The sequence below is a fragment of the Pseudoxanthomonas japonensis genome, assembly GCF_010093445.1.
In the GTDB taxonomy this organism is placed as follows: Bacteria; Pseudomonadota; Gammaproteobacteria; order Xanthomonadales; family Xanthomonadaceae; genus Pseudoxanthomonas_A; species Pseudoxanthomonas_A japonensis.
On record NZ_PDWW01000004.1, the window covers coordinates 127,893 to 144,564 of the forward strand.

Sequence of the window (16,672 nt, forward strand, 5' to 3'; positions counted from 1 at the left end):
GCCAATGCGGCCTGAAAGGACGCATGGTTATGGGCTTATGTCGCCCGCTTATTTCGCCGGCATGAGCCGCCGGCCGAATACTGGCCTGCCTCCCGGACCCCGTGGCGACGCCTGCTAGGCTAGCGCGTCCGGATCCACCGTCCCTGCTGCCCGCCTCGATGACCGCCGTACCCCCCCTGTCCCACCTCGACCGTCTGGAAGCGGAAAGCATCCACATCCTGCGGGAGGTCGCCGCCGAGTTCCGCAATCCCGTGCTGCTGTATTCGGTGGGCAAGGACAGCTCGGTGCTGCTGCACCTGCTGCTGAAGGCATTCGCCCCGGCGCGTCCGCCGATCCCGCTGCTGCACGTGGATACGCGCTGGAAGTTCCGCGAGATGATCGCCTTCCGCGACCAGCGTGCCGCCGAGACCGGCGTGGACCTGCGCGTGCATATCAACCCGGACGGCATCGCCCGCGACATCGGTCCGATCAGCCACGGCGCCACCGTCCACACCGACGTGATGAAGACCCAGGGCCTGAAGCAGGCGCTGGACCACTACCGTTTCGACGCCGCCATCGGCGGCGCGCGCCGCGACGAGGAGAAGTCGCGCGCCAAGGAGCGCGTGTTCTCCTTCCGCAACGACAAGCACCGCTGGGATCCCAAGAACCAGCGTCCGGAGCTGTGGAACCTCTACAACGCGCGCATCAACACCGGTGAAAGCGTGCGCGTGTTCCCGCTGTCGAACTGGACCGAACTCGACATCTGGCTCTACATCTACCGCGAGAACATTCCCGTGGTGCCGCTGTACTTCGCGGCGGAACGTCCCGTGGTCGAGCGCGATGGTGCGCTGCTGATGGTCGACGACGAGCGCCTGCCGCTGCGCGACGGCGAGGTGCCGCAGCAGCGCCGCGTGCGCTTCCGCACCTTGGGCTGCTATCCACTGACCGGCGCCATCGACTCCGAGGCCGACTCGCTGGAGAAGATCATCGCCGAGATGCTGGTGACCACCAGTTCCGAACGCCAGGGCCGCGTGATCGACCACGACCCCGGCGCGTCGATGGAGAAGAAGAAGCTGGAGGGGTATTTCTGATGGTCATCCCTCCGCCGTCGTCCCAGCGCACGCTGGGACCCATGTTGATGTTCGGGCGATCCGTGGCGATTGCCGGGGTTCCCTGCAGGATCAAGATGGATCCCAGCGTTCGCTGGGATGACGAACCCAGATTCCATGCATTTCTTGCAGGTACGTTCCAGGTGGCGGCAGCATGAGCACGACCAGCGACATCGCCAGCTACCTCAAGCAGCACGAATCCAAGCCGCTGCTGCGCTTCATCACCTGCGGCAGCGTGGACGACGGCAAGAGCACGCTGATCGGCCGGCTGCTGCACGACAGCAAGCGCCTGTTCGACGACCAGCTGGCGGCGCTGGAGAAGGACAGCCGCAAGCACGGCACCCAGGGCGAGCGCATCGACTACGCGCTGCTGCTTGACGGCCTGGCGGCCGAGCGCGAGCAGGGCATCACCATCGATGTGGCCTACCGCTATTTCGATACCGACCAGCGCAAGTTCATCGTCGCCGACTGCCCGGGCCACGAGCAGTACACGCGCAACATGGCGACCGGTGCGTCGACCGCGGACCTCGCCGTCGTGCTGGTCGACGCGCGCAAGGGCCTGCTGACGCAGACGCACCGGCACAGCTACATCGTCTCGCTGCTCGGCATCCGCCACGTGGTGCTGGCGGTGAACAAGATGGACCTGGTCGATTTCGACGAGGCCGTGTTCGAACGCATCGCCGCGGACTACCGCGCGCTGGCGCAGCGGCTGGGCATCGCCGAGGTCACCTGCATCCCGCTGTCGGCGCTGGAAGGCGACAACCTGTCGTCGCGTTCGGTGCGCACGCCGTGGTACGCCGGCCCCGCATTGCTCGAGCACCTGGAGCAGGTGCGGGTGGACGTGCAGGAGGGCGATGGCGGCCTGCGCCTGCCAGTGCAATGGGTGAACCGCCCGCACCAGAATTTCCGCGGTTACGCCGGCACCATCGCGGCCGGCAAGGTGAAGCCCGGCGACGAGGTCATCGTGCTGCCGTCAGCGCGCCGCTCGCGGGTGGCGCAGGTGCTCGGCGCCGATGGCGAGGTCGCCTCGGCCTCCGTCGGGCAGGCAGTGACGCTGACGCTGACCGACGAGATCGACATCAGCCGCGGCGACGTGATCGCCGCCGGCGGCGATCCGCCGGAAGTGGCGGACCAGTTCGCCGCGCACGTGCTGTGGATGTCCGATGCGCCGCTGCTGCCGGGCCGGCCCTACTGGCTTAAGATCGGCGCGCGTACCGTCGCCGCCACGGTCACCGAGATCAAGCACCGCATCGACGTGAACACGCAGGAGCACCTGGCCGCCAAGCGGCTGGAGCTCAACGAGGTCGGCTACTGCAATCTCAGCCTCGACGAGCCCATCGCGTTCGAAGCCTATGCGCGCAACCGTGCGCTGGGCGGCTTCATCCTGATCGACCGCTACGACAACGCCACGGCGGGCGCGGGCACGCTCGACTTCGCCCTGCGCCGCGCCGGCAACGTGCACTGGCAGCACGTCGATGTCGACCGCGCCGCGCGTGCGCGCCAGAAGGGCCAGGCGCCGAAGGTGCTGTGGTTCACCGGCCTGTCCGGCGCCGGCAAGTCGACGATCGCCAACCTGGTGGACAAGCGTCTGCATGCGCTGGGGTACCACAGCTTCCTGCTCGATGGCGACAACGTGCGCCACGGCCTCAACCGCGACCTCGGCTTCACCGACGAGGACCGCGTGGAGAACATCCGCCGTGTCGCCGAAGTGGCGAAGCTGATGACCGATGCCGGCCTGATCGTGCTGGTCAGCTTCATCTCGCCGTTCCGCGCCGAGCGGCAGATGGCGCGCGAGCGCTTTGGCGAGGGCGAGTTCATCGAGGTCTTCGTCGACGTGCCGCTGGCGCTGGCCGAAGCGCGCGACGTGAAGGGCCTCTACCGGAAGGCGCGTGCCGGCCTGATCCCGAACTTCACCGGCATCGACTCGCCCTACGAAGTGCCCGAGCATCCCGACGTGCACCTGCATGCGGGCGAGCAAGACCCCGAAGCGCTGGCGCTGCAGGTGCTCGCGAAACTGGGACTCGAGTAGTCGCCCGGCCGGTCCGCCGCGGCTGGCAAGGGTCATTGGTCATGGTCGGGCATGTGCACCACATGCCCTTTGGCGCGTTTCCCGCACGAACCGGCGCATCCGCTGCAGCGTGTTTCACGTACGGCCGGTAGACTGCCTGAATAACGAAGATTACGGGACGCTCCATGCTCAACCGATTCGCCCTCCGCGCGTTGCTGGTCGCGCTGCCCCTGCTGCTGCTCGCCGCCTGCGGCGACGACAAGGGCGCACAGGCGAAGCCCAACGGCAACGCGGCCGAGCGGCCGATCCCGGTGACCACCCAGGTCGTCCAGGCCAGCGCCTGGAACGACACCCTGCAGGCGTTGGGCACGGCGAAGGCCCGCGAGTCGGTGACCCTGACCGCCAAGGTCAGCGAGATCGTGCAGGACGTGCATTTCGAAAGCGGCCAGCAGGTCGCCGCCGGCCAGAAGCTCATCACCCTGAAAGGCGACGCGGCGCAGGCATCGCTGGTGCAGGCCGAAGCCACCTATGCGGAAGCCGAGCGCCTCTACCGCCGGCAGAAGGAACTGGCCGACCAGCAGCTGATCGCGCGCTCGCAGCTCGACACCCAGCTGGCGCTGCGCGATGCTGCCGCCGCCCGCGTACGCCAGGCGCGCGCCGACATTGGCGACCGCAGCGTGCGTGCGCCGTTCGCCGGCGTGCTCGGCATCCGCCAGGTCAGCCCCGGTTCGCTGATCACGGCCAACAGCAGCATCGCCACGCTGGACGACATCTCGCGCATGTACGTGGACTTCCAGGTGCCGGAGGCGGCGCTGGCCTCGGTCGCCACCGGGCATGCGGTCACCGCGGCCACGACCGCGTACCCGGGCGAGACCTTCCAGGGCACGGTCGAAACCGTCGACGCGCGCATCGATCCGACCACGCGCGCGGTGACGGTGCGCGCGGTGTTCCCGAACCCCGACCGCAAGCTGCGCCCCGGCATGCTGCTGGACGTGCGCCTGTTCCGACCCGAGCGGCAGGCGCTGGTGATCCCCGAGATCGCGGTGGTGCAGGTGGGGCGTGATTCCTTCGTCTACCGCGTGAAGGCGGACGGCAGCGTCGAGCAGGCGCCGATCACCGCCGGCGTGCGTCGCGACGGCCGGGTCGAAATCGTCGAGGGCCTCGCGGCGGGTGAGCGCATCGTCATCGACGGCACCGGCAAACTGCGGCCCGGCGTGAAGGTGGCCGACGCGGCGCCGGCGGCTCCGGCGAAGCAGGACGCGCCCGTCGCCGACAGCCAGGGCTGAGCGTCATGAAGCTTTCCGACCTGTCGATCAAGCGCCCCGTCTTCGCGGTGGTGGTCAGCCTGCTGCTGGTCGTGCTGGGCGTGATGTCGTTCCTGCGCCTGACCCTGCGCGAACTGCCCAACATCGATCCGCCCATCGTGTCGGTGGAAGTGAACTATCCCGGCGCCTCGGCGGCGGTGGTCGAGACCCGCATCACCCAGATCCTCGAGGACGGCCTGTCCGGCATCGAAGGCATCAAGACCATCCAGTCGAGCAGCCGCAACGGACGTGCCGACGTCACCATCGAGTTCAACCTCAGCCGCGACATCGAGGCCGCCGCCAACGACGTGCGCGACCGCGTCAGCCGCGTCATGAACCGCCTGCCGGACGAGGCCGATCCGCCGCAGATCTCCAAGGTCGAGGCCGACGCCGACGTCATCATCTGGTTGAACATGCGTTCCACCGTGATGGACACGATGGAACTGACCGACTACGCCGACCGCTACGTGCTGGATCGCCTGTCCGCGCTGGACGGCGTCGCCCGCGTGCAGCTGGGCGGCGGCCAGCGCTACGCCATGCGCATCTGGCTGGACCGCGAGGCGATGGCGGCGCGTGGCGTGACCACGGGCGATGTCGAGACCGCGCTGCGCGCGCAGAACATCGAGCTGCCGGCCGGCCGTATCGAGTCGCAGACGCGCGACTTCACCCTGCGCGTCGAGCGCGGCTACCAGCGGCCAGAGCAGTTCGCGCAGCTGCCCCTGCGCAAGGGCGCGGATGGTTACGTGGTGCGCCTGGGCGACGTGGCGAAAGTCGAGCTGGGTGCGGAAGAACGCCGTTCCTACCTGCGCAGCAATGCGGTGCCCAATGTCGGCCTGGGCATCGTGCGCACCTCGACCGCCAACGCGCTGGACGTCGCGCGCGCCGCCCGTGCCGAAGCCGAGGTGATCCAGCAGACGCTGCCGGAAGGCACCGACATCTTCATCGCCTACGACAGCACGACCTTCATCGACGCGTCGATCCAGCGTGTCTACTGGACGCTCGGCGAGGCGATGGTGCTGGTGTTCCTGGTCATCTGGCTGTTCCTCGGCAGCCTGCGTGCCGCGCTCATCCCGGCCGTGACGGTGCCGGTGTGCCTGATCTCCGCATTCATCGCGCTGTACGCGTTCGGCTTCTCGATCAACCTGTTGACCCTGCTCGCGCTGGTGTTGTGCATCGGCCTGGTGGTGGACGACGCCATCGTGGTGCTGGAGAACGTGCAGCGCCGCGCCGACCTGGGCGAGCCGGCGCTGGTGGCGGCGCGGCGAGGCACCGCGCAGGTGGCCTTCGCGGTGGTCGCGACCACCGCGGTGCTGGTGGCGGTGTTCCTGCCGGTCGGTTTCATGGAAGGCAACACCGGCCGCCTGTTCCGCGAGCTCTCCGTTGCGCTGGCGGCGGCGGTCGCGATCTCGGCCTTCGTCGCGCTGACGCTGACGCCGATGATGTCATCGAAGCTGGTGCGGCCGCACACCGCGCCGCGTGGCCTGAACAAATGGACCAACCGCACGCTGACCCGCATCAGCGATGGCTATGCGCGTCACGTGGAGCGCCTGGTCGCGCTGCCCGGCAAGCGCATCCTTGGCCTGGTGCTGGTGGCGATGGCGTTGTGCGGCGTGGCGATCGTCGCGCTCGGCCTGCGCGTGCCCAGCGAACTGGCGCCGGCGGAAGACCGCGGCCGCTTCTTCGTCATGGTCGATGGTCCGGAAGGCGCAGGCTTCGACTACATGGTCGGCCAGATGCAGCAGGTCGAGAAGATCGTCATGGCGCAGGTCGGCCAGGACAAGCCCATCGACCGTGCGAACTCGCGGACGCCGCGTGGCTTCGGCGGCAGCGAGGACATGCATACGGGCCAGGTGATCGTGTTCCTGCACGACTGGCATGAGCGCGATGTGGCGACCGACCAGGTGGTCGCGCAGTTGCGCGGCGAGCTGGCGAAGCTCCCCGGCGTGCAGGCGCGTGCCAACGTGCCGGGTGGACTGGTGGGCAGCCGCGGGCAGCGCTACCAGCTGGTGCTGGGCGGACCGGACTACGCCGAACTGGCGCAGTGGCGCGACCGCATCCTGCAGCGGATGGAGGGCAACCCCGGCATCCAGGATCCGGATTCGGACTACAAGGAAACGCGCCCGCAGATGCGCGTGAACATCGATCGCGACCGCGCCGCCGACCTGGGCGTGTCGGTGCAGGAGATCGGGCGAACGCTGGAAACGATGATGGGCTCGCGCCAGGTGACCACGTACGTGGACAACGGCGAAGAGTACGACGTCATGCTGCAGGCCGGCCGCGACAAGCGCGCCAACACCGAGGACCTCGCGAACACCTATGTGCGCGGCAGCGACGGCGCGCTGGTGCCCCTGTCCAACCTGGTGACGCTCAGCGAGATCGCCGAGCCGGGCACGTTCAACCGCTTCAACCGCCTGCGCGCGATCACCATCAGCGCGGGCCTGGCGCCCGGCTACACCATGGGCGACGCGCTGGAGTGGACACGGCAGACCGTGGCCGAGGAACTGCCTGACTACGCGCAGATCGACTGGAAGGGCGAGTCGCGCGAGTACCAGGAAGCCGGCGGTGCGATCCTGCTGACCTTCACCCTGGCGCTGCTGATCGTCTACCTGGTGCTGGCGGCGCAGTTCGAGAGCTTCATCCACCCGCTGGTCATCATGCTGACTGTGCCGCTGGCGGTGCTGGGCGCGCTGATCGGGCTGTGGGTCACCGGTGGCACGCTCAACCTCTTCAGCCAGATCGGCATCGTGATGCTGATCGGCCTGGCGGCGAAGAACGGCATCCTGATCGTGGAGTTCGCCAACCAGCTGCGCGACGACGGCGCCAGCGTGGCGCAGGCCATCGCCGAGTCCGCGCGCGTGCGCCTGCGCCCGATCCTGATGACCTCCGTGGCCACCGTCATGGGCGCGGTGCCGCTGGTGCTGGCGGGCGGACCGGGTTCGGCCAGCCGCGCGACCATCGGCGTGGTCGTGATCTTCGGCGTGACGTTCTCCACGCTGCTGTCGCTGTACGTGGTGCCGGCGTTCTACGCGCTGCTCGCGCCCTTCACGCGGTCGCCGGAAGCGGTGGCGCACGAGCTGAGCAAGCTCGAGGCGGAAACGCCCTCCGTGGGTGGCCATGGCTGATCCCGGTGCGCGTCCGTATGCGGATGTGCGCATCGAAGGCGAGGGCTTCCTGCTGCGTGCCTGGCGGCAGGATGACCTGCGATCGCTCCTGCGCCATGCCGACGATCCGCAGGTGCCACGCGGCCTGAGCGACCGCTTCCCGCATCCCTACACGCGTGCGGATGGCGAAGCCTTCCTCGCCGGGCGCGTGGTCGACCTGGCGCATCCGGTGTTCGCCATCGAGATCGAGGGCGAGGCCTGCGGCGGCATTGCGGTGCGCCCGCATGGCGGCGAAAAGGCGCATGGTGCGGAACTGGGATACTGGCTCGGCCGCGCGCATTGGGGCCAAGGCCACATGACGCGCGTGGTCGCCGCCTACCTGGCCTGGGTCGTCCCGGCGTTCGCGATGCGCCGGGTCGAGGCGAACGTGCTGGACACCAACCCGGCCTCCGCGCGGGTGCTGGAAAAGAACGGGTTCGTCGAGGAGGGCTGCCGCCGCAGCGCGATCCGCAAGCCCGACGGACTGCACGATCTGAGGCTGTTCGGGCGGGTCTGGCCCGGCTGAAACGTCCGCAGGGACTGCGCAGTGGCGCGTGTTGCGGTTATCTTGCAGGGACCTGGCGACGCCCCGCGCCGCCTTCCCGTATCCCAGCGCACGCACGAACGAACGGAGACGCATCCCCGTGGAAGCCTTTTTCAACTGGTTGAACGGCATCATCTGGAGCAACGCGCTGATCGCGCTGTGCCTGGGCGCCGGCCTGTGGTTCACCCTCCGTACCCGCGTCATGCAGGTGCGCGGCTTCGCCGAGATGTGCCGGCTGACCGTGACGGGACAGAAGTCCGACGCGGGCGTGTCCTCGTTCCAGGCGCTGGCCATTTCGATGGCCGGCCGCATGGGCATCGGCAACATCGCCGGTGTCGCCACCGCGATCGCCTATGGTGGTCCCGGTGCGGTGTTCTGGATGTGGGTGATGGGCTTCCTTGGCGCGTCCACCTCGTACATCGAGTGCACGCTGGCGCAGATATACAAGGAAAAGGACGGCGAAGGACGCTATCGCGGCGGGCCGGCCTACTACATCGAGAAGGCGATGGGCCTGAAGTGGTACGCGGTGACCTTCGCCGTCGCTACCGTCATCGCCACCGGCCTGCTGCTGCCGGGCGTGCAGGCCAACGCCATCGCCGACAGTGCCAGCACGGTGCTGTGCAGCCTGGGCAGCTGCGAGGCGGCCGGCGTCACGGGTGGAATGAAGCTGTGGATCGGCGTAGGCGTCGCCGCGCTGCTGGCGCTGATCATCTTCGGCGGCATCAAGCGCATCGCCACGTTCGCCGAGATCGTGGTGCCGTTCATGGCGCTGGCCTTCATCCTGATGGCCGTGCTCGTGATGATCTTCAACGCCGACAAGGTGCCGGGCATGTTCTCCGACATCTTCAGCAGCGCATTCGGTGCGCACGCGGCGTTCGGCGCGATCATCGGCCAAGCGATCGCCTGGGGCGTCAAGCGCGGCATCTACGCCAACGAAGCCGGCCAGGGCACTGGTCCCCATGCAGCGGCGGCGGCCGAGGTTTCGCACCCGGCCAAGCAGGGCTACGTGCAGGCGTTCGCGATCTACTTCGACACCATGCTTGTGTGCACGTCCACCGCGTTCCTGGTGCTGTCGACCGGCATGTACAACACGTTCCGCACCGTGACCGAAAACGGCGTGCAGAAGCTCGAAGCGATCGTCACCGGTGTCCCCGGCCTGCAGCCGGCCGAGGGCGCGCTGTACACGCAGGCGGCGGTGGAGTCGGTGCTGCCGGGCGGCGGTGCGATCTTCGTGGCCGTGGCGCTGTTCTTCTTCGCCTTCACCACCATCATGGCCTACTACTACATGGCCGAGACCAACCTCACCTACCTGGCCGGCGTGAAGAAGACGCATCCGCTGGCCACGCTGCTGCTGCGCCTGGGCATCGTGGGCATGGTGATCTTCGGTGCGTACCACAACGCCGCGATGGCGTGGACGCTGGGCGACATCGGCGTGGGCCTGATGGCGTGGCTGAACGTCATCGCCATCCTGATCCTGCAGAAGCCGGCGCTGATCGCGCTGCGCGATTACGAGCGGCAGAAGAAGCTGGGCGTCGACCCGGTGTTCGATCCGGAGGCGCTGGGCATCCGCAACGCCGATTTCTGGAAGACGAAGGCCTGACGTGAGCAATCCCTGGAACAACCGTCCGCCGCGCCCGCCCGGCAACCCGCCGGAGCGACGGCGTCCGCCACGCGCGCAGGAAGACCGTTCTGCGCGCGCGCCGGCACCGCGTGAGGAACGGGTTGCGGGCGCGTCGCGCAGCGAGTTGCGGCTGTACGGTCTCAACGCCGTACACGCCGTGTTCGCGCGCCGGCCGGAAGCCATCCGCAAGGTCTACCTGACCGAGTCGCGCATTCCCGCGCTGAAGCCGTTGCTGGCTTGGTGCGTGAAGCAGCGCGTCGGCTACCGCGTGGTGGAGGAGGGCGACCTCGATCGCCTCGCCGCCAGCACCCACCACGAAGGCGTGGTGGCTGACGTGCTGAAGGTGGAGCCGATGCCGATGGGCGACTGGCTGCGCACGCTGCCCGACGGCACGCCGGGGGCCGCGCTATGGCTGGATGGTGTGGGCAACCCGCACAATTTCGGCGCCATCCTGCGGTCGGCGGCGCATTTCGGCGTGGCCGGCATCCTGCTGCCGCGCGATTCGACGTTGGCGATTTCCGGCGCTGCTGCGCGCGTTGCCGAAGGCGGTGCCGAACAGGTGCCGCTGGTGCGCATGGGACAGACTGAAAATGCGGCTGCCCAGTTGCGCAACGCAGGATTCTCGCTGGCGGCCACCGTCGTGCGCGGTGGCGTCGACCTGTTCGCCGCGACGCTGCCGAAGCGGCTGGTCTACGTGATGGGTGCCGAAGGCGAAGGCATGGACGCGCAGCTCGCCGCGGCCTGCGATACGCGTCTGTCGATTCCCGGCAGCGGCGCGGTCGAAAGCCTCAACGTCGCCGCGGCGACCGCGGTGTTCCTCGCGCAGTGGAAACAGCGCAGCCGCTGAGTAGCTGAAGCGATGCGCAGATCACAGGTGGGAGCGACGTGAGTCGCGAAGATCGAAGCCGGCGTCTGTGCCGGCCGATCATGGCTGAGGGGAGCGGGTAGCCATGCGGCGGTAGCGACAACCCGTCGCGACTCACGTCGCTCCCACGACCGGCGCTATTCCTTCAGTTGGCTGCCGAAATCACCCTCGGCCTCTGCCGCCAGATACGCAAACACCGTGTACGCCGCCACGTTCTGCGCCAGCGCGGCCGGGTCGATCTTGTCCAGCGTGTCGTCGGCGTTGTGGTGCAGATGGAAATAGTCGCTGCCGTCCTGCGCCAGCCACGCCCACGCCATGCCCTTGGCGGCGAACGGGCTGATGTCCGGCCCGGCGCTGCCCTTGTCCGGCGCGTACTCGATGCCCAGCGGCGCCAGCGCCTGCGCGATCTGCTCGGTCGCCTCGCGCGCATGCGCCGGCGCGCCGGTGTTGAACGCGTAGATGCGGCCCGCGCCGAAATCGCTCTCGGCGGCGAGCTGGTGGCGGGTGATGTCGGCCAGGTGTTTCTCGGCGTAGGCCTTGCCGCCATAGAGCCCCTGTTCCTCGTTAGCGAAGGCGATCACGCGGATCGTGCGCTTCGGCGCCTGCTTCAGCTGCCCGATCAGGTGGCCCGCGGCCATGGTGATGCCGATGCCGGCGCCATCGTCGATCGCGCCGGTGCCCAGGTCCCACGAATCCAGGTGGCCGCCGATCACCACGACCTCCTTCGGCAGGCTGCGCCCGGTGATCTCGCCGATGACGTTGTGCGAGGTGTATTCGCCGTCCCAGCCGCAATCCAGCGCAAGCGACACGCGCACCGGGCCGCGCTGCAGCAGGCGCGCCAGCTGATCGGCATCGGGGATCGTCAACGAGGCCGACGGCACCGGCGTCAGGCCGTCGTCGAAGCGGGTGATGCCGGTGTGCGCGACGCGGTGGTTGTCGGTCCCGGCCGAACGCATCAGGAACGCGACCGCACCCTTGCGGATCGCCGCCGACGGCCCCTTCGAGCGGATCGCGCCGCCGTTGCGGTAATCGCTGCCGTCGCGCGCGGCCTTCATCTGGTAGTCGACGAAGGCGATCTTGCCGGCCAGCGAACCTTCCGGCGCGGCTTCCAGCGCAGCGAGGTCGGCGAAGCGGACGATCTCGGCATCCACCTCGCCGGCGGGACTGCCGCCCAGCGCGGTGACGGTCAACGGCTGCGCGTGCTCGCCCAGCACGACGGCGTGTTCGCTGCGGCGCACCCATTTCGGGAAGGTCACCGGCTCGAGCCACACCTTGTCGAAACCGAGCGCCTTGAACTTCGCTTCGGCCCACGCCACCGCCTTCGCATCGGCCTCGCTGCCCGCCAGGCGCGGGCCGATCTCGGTGGTCAGCGATTCGACGACCTTCCATCCGGTGTCGTCGGCCAGCGCCTGTTCGCGCAGCTGGGTGGCGGTGACCAGGGCGGCATCGGGAATGCGGGTCTCGCGCTGGGCGGCGAGGGCGGGAACGGCGAACGTCAGGGCGAGCAGCAGCGGAGCAAGGCGCATGGCATATCCCGGAAAAACGAAGGCCACGAGCTTAGCAGCCCGTGGCCTCGTGGTTCCTTTGCCGGTGTTGCCGGTTCGGAATGCTGCGTCCGCCTACTTCTTCAGGGCATCGCGGATCTCGCGCAACAGCAGCACATCTTCCGGCGGCGCCGCCGGTGCGGCCTCGGGCTTGCGGTGCAGGCGGTTGACGGCCTTGACCAGCAGGAAGATGGCGAAAGCGACGATGACGAACTGGATCACCGTATTGAGGAACTCGCCGATGCCGACCACGATCGCGGGCACTTCCTTGCCCGCCGCGTCGACGGTGGCCTCCTTCAGCGTCCACGCCCACTTCGAAAAGTCGACGCCGCCGATCAGATAGCCGATCGGCGGCATGATGATCTTGTCGACCAGCGTGGTGACGATCTTGCCGAACGCGGCGCCGATCACCACGCCGACCGCCAGGTCGACCACGTTGCCGCGCGCGATGAATTCCTTGAACTCGCCGATCATGCCCATGCTGTTGTCCTGTCTGTCGGCGTCGTCGCGCCATCGGCGGGGACTATAGCGCGCATGACGCCCGCTGTTGCACCGCTCAGGCGGTGATGCGGCCCTGCAGCGTCACCACATCGTCCAGCGAGGCGATGAACCGGTCGCCCGGCACGAGCGCGGCGACGCCCGCCGGCGTGCCCATGAAGACCAGATCGCCGGCCTTCAGTGCGTAGAGCTTCGACAGTTCGTGCAGGATGTCGGGCGCGTCCCAGATCAGGTCGCGCAGCGATCCGTGCTGGCGCGTGTCGCCGTTCACGCGCAGGGTCAGCGTGAGGTCGTCCAGCGCGCCGACATCGGCCGCCGGCACCAGTTCGCTGACCGGTGCCGAGTGGTCGAAGCCCTTGCCGGTGTCCCACGGCAGGCCCTTTGCCTTGGCCGCGGCCTGGAGGTCGCGACGCGTGAGGTCCAGGCCGACGCCGTAGGCGATCACCAGCGCCTGCGCGTCATCGCGCGCGAGCGTGCCGGCAGGCGCGTCCGCACCCAGCGCGACGACCAGTTCGACCTCGTGGTGCAGATCCTGGGTGCCGGGCGGGTAGGGAACGTCGGCATTGCCGGTAACGATGGCATCGGCCGGCTTGTGGAAGAACACGGGCGTTCCGCGCTCCGCCTTCGAGGCCGGGGCGGCCGCGCCCATTTCACGCGCATGGTCCGCGAAATTGCGTCCGACGCAGAAAATACGACGCACGGGAAACGTGGCGCCTCCGCGAACGGGTACGCGCGGGACGGGCGGGGCAGGAATCAGGTCGGTCATGGCGGCCGTGGAGAAACAGGACGGTCGCAGAGTGTAGGCGGGAACCGCATTCCCGCGGGTACATCAACGCGGCAGCGGCAGCACCGGCTTGCGGACCACGTGGTACTCCGCATCCACCACGCGCGCATCGCGGGCCTGCGGCTTGCCGCGCTGGCGGACCAGCTTGTAGACCAGGCCACCGGCGATCATCGCGGCGCCCACGAACACGCTGAAGAACACCAGCACGCCCAGCAGCGCGACGCCCAGCAGGCCCAGGCCGACCCGCAGCAGCGGATGGCGCGGCTTGCGCGGTGCGAAGACGTTACGGAAGGCGTTGAACTGGAAGTGGCGTGCGTACATGGCGTTGCGTCGTGACAGAATGCGGCGGGGGCCGGTGCGGCAGTATCGGATGACCGTTGTGTGACCGTGTGAGGACTTCGTTAAACGATATGCGACTGAGTGCACTGAACGACATCGTCGATGGCGGTTTTGCCGAGGTTGAGGCCACGATCGGCGACGATGCCGAGTCGTTGATCCTCTTCCGGGACGGCGACGACGTGCGCGCCTGGCTGAACGTCTGCCCGCATGCAGGCCGCCGCCTCGACTGGGCGCCGGGCCAGTTCCTCAAGAGCAAGGACGGCCATCTGGTCTGCGCCGCGCACGGCGCGTCGTTCGAACTGGTGCGCGGCGACTGCGTCGCCGGCCCCTGTCGCGGCGATGCGCTGCGTGCCGTCGCCGTGCAGGTGCGCGACGACGGTGTGTGGCTGGCCTGACCGGCAGGCGTCAGTCGACGCCTTGCACGATCACGCAATGCCAGCCGGTGCGGTAGGTCTCGTAGCCCGGTGACGCCGCATGCGCAATGCAGTGCGCACGTCCATCCATGATCAGGTCGACGGCCGCGCGCGACTGGGCGAACAAAGCGGCGCGCCCGGGGAAGTCCAGTCGCGGTGACGCCGCGTCGCTCCCTGCGGTATCGGCCAGCACGTGCCCTTGCCCATCGACGATGCAGACCCGGCTGCGTCGCCACTCGGCCTCCGAGAGCGGCGTGCGTTCGACGATGGTCTGCGCCAGGGCGTCCCAGCGGAACACGATGCCGAGCACGCCGAGCGGCCGGCCCGTCACGCGGCCGCCCTCGCGCACCGTGCAGGCGTAGACCAGCACGCGCTCGCCGCCCGCCAGCGGGCTGGCGTGCATGGACTGGAAGCCGAATTCCTCGCCGCTGGCGGTGGCCATGGCCGACTGGAACCACGCGTGCTGCGCCACCGATTGTCCGGCCGAACGGTACTGGCGCGGCCGTCCGTTGGCGATGACGTTGCCCTGCAGATCGGCGAGGACCAGGTCGAAGTAGACGGTGTAGGAGTCCAGGATCTGGCCCAGCCGCTGGCTGGCGTGCGCCAGCGTGGCGGGCTGCGGATCCTGCACGGCCGCCACCATCGCGGCATCGGTCGCCCACCAGCGCACGTCGCAGCTGCGCTCGTACAGGTTGCGGTCGATCAGGTCGATGTTGGCCAGCGCCAGATCGGTGAGCCGTGTGCGACGGACATTGGTCTGCAGCTCGTCCAGCCGTTCGCGCAGGTCGGTGCTGGTGCGGCCGGCCATCTGGTCGATCTCGCGTGCCGTATCGCTGACCCGCCGCGACAGCGTATCCATCTCTTCCGCGATCACCCCGAAGCTGCGCCCGGCCGTGCCGATGCGGACGGCCTCGATGCGGGCGTTCATCGAGATGATGCGGGTGACGCGGTTGATCTCATCGATCTTCTGTAGCGACTGGCGCAACTGCTTCAGCAGCGAATCCGACAGTCCGGAGACGGACTGGATATGGTCGTCGATGCCGGCCTCGGATACGGAAGCGGCGGGGCATGCGTTCATGGAACTCCTTGCGCGAAGAGGCAGGACGACAGACCGTGATTCCGATGGCCGCCTGTCGATCCCGTGATTGAAGCGCTATCGGCGTGCGGCCGAGGTGCTTTAATCGGCACCGTTGCGGTGCGGACTTTCCCCGCGATGGGGCGCTGCAGCGCAGCCGCGCGCATTGGCGCGCGCCGGTCGTGCGACCATGGCGCATCCCCTGACGGCGCCTGCGTGACCGGCATGATGATCCCCTCGCTGCTCGACACCGACCTCTACAAGCTCACGATGATGCAGGCGGTGCTGCACCAGCATCCCGGTGCACAGGTGCTGTACCGCTTCAAATGCCGCACGCCGGGTGTGGATCTGGTGCAACACCTGGACGCGATCTGGGCGGAGATCGACCGGCTCTGCGATCTGCGTTTCAGCGACGAGGAACTGCGGTTTCTCGCCTCGCTGCGCTACATCAAGCCGGATTTCGTCGACTTCCTCGAGCAGTTCCAGCTGCGCCGGCGCCATGTGCACATCGCGCCCTCCACGCAGGTGCCGGGTGAGCTCGACCTGACCATCGATGGTCCGTGGCTGCAGACGATCCTGTTCGAAGTGCCGGTGCTGGCGATCATCAGCGAGACCTGGATGCGCGCGCAGCCGGGCGGCGACGTGCAGGAGGGCGAGCATCGCCTGCGCACCAAGCTGGAGCGCCTGCGCGACGCCGCGCCGGACTGCACGATCACCGACTTCGGTACGCGCCGACGCTATTCGCACGACTGGCATGCGCGGCTGCTGCCGATCTGCCGGCAGGTACTGGGCAGTCAGTTCGTCGGCACCAGCAACATCCATTTCGCGCGCCTGTATGGCATGACCCCGCACGGTACGATGGCGCACGAGTGGCTGCAGGCGTTCCAGCAACTGGGGCCGCGCCTGCGCGACTCGCAGCGGGCCGCCTTCGAGGCATGGGCGCAGGAGTACCGGGGCGACCTGGGCATCGCGCTGTCGGACGTCGTGGGACTGGACGCCTTCCTGCGCGACTTCGATCTGTACTTCAGCAAGCTGTTCGACGGCATGCGCCACGACTCGGGCGATCCGCTGGCATGGGGCGACCGCGTCATCGCGCACCTGGAGTCGCAGCGGATCGATCCGCAGGGCAAGACACTGGTCTTCAGCGATGGCCTGGACATCGAGGCGGTACTGCGCATCCACGCGCATTTCCGGGGGCGCTGCAAGGTGGGCTTCGGCATCGGCACCAACCTGACCAACGACGTCGGCCCCAGGCCGCTGCAACTGGTGTTGAAGATGGTGCGCTGCCAGGGCCAGCCGGTCGCCAAGGTCAGCGACACACCCGGCAAGGGCATGAGCGACGATCCCGATTTCGTGGCCTACCTGCGCAAGGTGTTCGGCCTGCCGATGGAGTGAGTGGTTTCGCACGGCCGGTTCCACAACAGGCGGACCGCCCTCTAGAATGCGACG

Annotated in this window: 14 protein-coding genes; 9 read left to right on the forward strand and 5 right to left on the reverse strand. The window is 68.4% G+C overall.

Translation table 11 applies throughout. The features are described from left to right. Nucleotides 1-158: 158 nt before the first annotated feature. The 7 genes from cysD (at nt 159) to CSC78_RS05055 (ending at nt 10,552) form a co-directional block, all read left to right on the forward strand. Nucleotides 159-1,070, forward strand: coding sequence for a sulfate adenylyltransferase subunit CysD (gene cysD / locus CSC78_RS05025; protein WP_162336809.1), 912 nt, complete (start codon nt 159-161; stop codon nt 1,068-1,070). Between the two features lie 172 nt (nt 1,071-1,242). After that, nucleotides 1,243-3,117 (forward strand): sulfate adenylyltransferase subunit CysN, encoded by a 1,875-nt coding sequence (cysN, locus tag CSC78_RS05030; protein WP_162336810.1) that lies wholly within the window; start codon nt 1,243-1,245, stop codon nt 3,115-3,117. Between the two features lie 164 nt (nt 3,118-3,281). After that, a complete protein-coding gene (locus CSC78_RS05035) occupies nt 3,282-4,382 on the forward strand; it encodes an efflux RND transporter periplasmic adaptor subunit (RefSeq protein WP_162336811.1) in 1,101 nt (366 codons plus the stop codon). A gap of 5 nt (nt 4,383-4,387) precedes the next feature. Continuing rightward, the gene (locus CSC78_RS05040) at nt 4,388-7,522 is read left to right on the forward strand and encodes an efflux RND transporter permease subunit (protein ID WP_162336812.1); all 3,135 of its coding nucleotides are present in this window, start codon (nt 4,388-4,390) and stop codon (nt 7,520-7,522) included. Then, the gene (locus CSC78_RS05045; RefSeq protein ID WP_162336813.1) at nt 7,515-8,066 is read left to right on the forward strand and encodes a GNAT family N-acetyltransferase; all 552 of its coding nucleotides are present in this window, start codon (nt 7,515-7,517) and stop codon (nt 8,064-8,066) included. The genes CSC78_RS05040 and CSC78_RS05045 overlap by 8 nt, the downstream gene beginning before the upstream one ends. Before the next feature lie 118 nt (nt 8,067-8,184). Continuing rightward, nucleotides 8,185-9,684: an alanine/glycine:cation symporter family protein gene (locus CSC78_RS05050; protein ID WP_162336814.1), complete on the forward strand. Its 1,500-nt coding sequence runs from the start codon at nt 8,185-8,187 to the stop codon at nt 9,682-9,684. Between the two features lies 1 nt (nt 9,685). Next, entirely contained in the window at nt 9,686-10,552 is an 867-nt protein-coding gene (locus CSC78_RS05055; RefSeq protein WP_338015130.1) for a TrmH family RNA methyltransferase, read from the forward strand. Between the two features lie 155 nt (nt 10,553-10,707). Here the strand turns inward: CSC78_RS05055 and CSC78_RS05060 are convergent, their stop codons facing one another. The 4 genes from CSC78_RS05060 to CSC78_RS05075 all read right to left on the reverse strand — a co-directional run bounded on the left by CSC78_RS05060 (nt 10,708) and on the right by CSC78_RS05075 (nt 13,717). Beyond that, complete coding sequence (locus CSC78_RS05060) at nt 10,708-12,096, reverse strand: M28 family peptidase (protein WP_162336815.1); 1,389 nt, start codon at nt 12,094-12,096, stop codon at nt 10,708-10,710. Nucleotides 12,097-12,189: 93 nt separating this feature from the next. After that, nucleotides 12,190-12,594, reverse strand: coding sequence for a large-conductance mechanosensitive channel protein MscL (gene mscL, locus CSC78_RS05065; RefSeq protein WP_162336816.1), 405 nt, complete (start codon nt 12,592-12,594; stop codon nt 12,190-12,192). 76 nt (nt 12,595-12,670) lie between these two features. After that, entirely contained in the window at nt 12,671-13,378 is a 708-nt protein-coding gene (locus CSC78_RS05070; protein WP_162336817.1) for a fumarylacetoacetate hydrolase family protein, read from the reverse strand. A 63-nt stretch (nt 13,379-13,441) separates the two neighbouring features. Beyond that, the gene (locus tag CSC78_RS05075; RefSeq protein WP_162336818.1) at nt 13,442-13,717 is read right to left on the reverse strand and encodes a hypothetical protein; all 276 of its coding nucleotides are present in this window, start codon (nt 13,715-13,717) and stop codon (nt 13,442-13,444) included. 89 nt (nt 13,718-13,806) lie between these two features. Here CSC78_RS05075 and CSC78_RS05080 point away from each other — a divergent pair, with 89 nt between their 5' ends. Beyond that, a complete protein-coding gene (locus tag CSC78_RS05080) occupies nt 13,807-14,130 on the forward strand; it encodes a Rieske (2Fe-2S) protein (RefSeq protein WP_162336819.1) in 324 nt (107 codons plus the stop codon). A 10-nt stretch (nt 14,131-14,140) separates the two neighbouring features. Here CSC78_RS05080 and CSC78_RS05085 read toward each other — a convergent pair whose 3' ends face one another. After that, nucleotides 14,141-15,226 (reverse strand): methyl-accepting chemotaxis protein, encoded by a 1,086-nt coding sequence (locus CSC78_RS05085; RefSeq protein WP_162336820.1) that lies wholly within the window; start codon nt 15,224-15,226, stop codon nt 14,141-14,143. Between the two features lie 222 nt (nt 15,227-15,448). Here CSC78_RS05085 and pncB point away from each other — a divergent pair, with 222 nt between their 5' ends. Continuing rightward, complete coding sequence (gene pncB / locus CSC78_RS05090; protein ID WP_162336821.1) at nt 15,449-16,618, forward strand: nicotinate phosphoribosyltransferase; 1,170 nt, start codon at nt 15,449-15,451, stop codon at nt 16,616-16,618. The last annotated feature ends 54 nt before the right edge of the window (nt 16,619-16,672 follow it).

Bases quoted from the DNA above. Each gene is read 5' to 3' on its own strand.
- CSC78_RS05080 (WP_162336819.1), top strand. From the start codon at position 13,807: ATGCGACTGAGTGCACTGAACGACATCGTCGATGGCGGTTTTGCCGAG.
- pncB (WP_162336821.1), top strand. From the start codon at position 15,449: ATGATGATCCCCTCGCTGCTCGACACCGACCTCTACAAGCTCACGATG.
- cysN (WP_162336810.1), top strand. From the start codon at position 1,243: ATGAGCACGACCAGCGACATCGCCAGCTACCTCAAGCAGCACGAATCC.
- CSC78_RS05040 (WP_162336812.1), top strand. From the start codon at position 4,388: ATGAAGCTTTCCGACCTGTCGATCAAGCGCCCCGTCTTCGCGGTGGTG.
- CSC78_RS05085 (WP_162336820.1), bottom strand. From the start codon at position 15,226: ATGAACGCATGCCCCGCCGCTTCCGTATCCGAGGCCGGCATCGACGAC.
- CSC78_RS05075 (WP_162336818.1), bottom strand. From the start codon at position 13,717: ATGTACGCACGCCACTTCCAGTTCAACGCCTTCCGTAACGTCTTCGCA.
- mscL (WP_162336816.1), bottom strand. From the start codon at position 12,594: ATGGGCATGATCGGCGAGTTCAAGGAATTCATCGCGCGCGGCAACGTG.
- CSC78_RS05035 (WP_162336811.1), top strand. From the start codon at position 3,282: ATGCTCAACCGATTCGCCCTCCGCGCGTTGCTGGTCGCGCTGCCCCTG.
- CSC78_RS05060 (WP_162336815.1), bottom strand. From the start codon at position 12,096: ATGCGCCTTGCTCCGCTGCTGCTCGCCCTGACGTTCGCCGTTCCCGCC.
- CSC78_RS05070 (WP_162336817.1), bottom strand. From the start codon at position 13,378: ATGACCGACCTGATTCCTGCCCCGCCCGTCCCGCGCGTACCCGTTCGC.
- cysD (WP_162336809.1), top strand. From the start codon at position 159: ATGACCGCCGTACCCCCCCTGTCCCACCTCGACCGTCTGGAAGCGGAA.
- CSC78_RS05045 (WP_162336813.1), top strand. From the start codon at position 7,515: ATGGCTGATCCCGGTGCGCGTCCGTATGCGGATGTGCGCATCGAAGGC.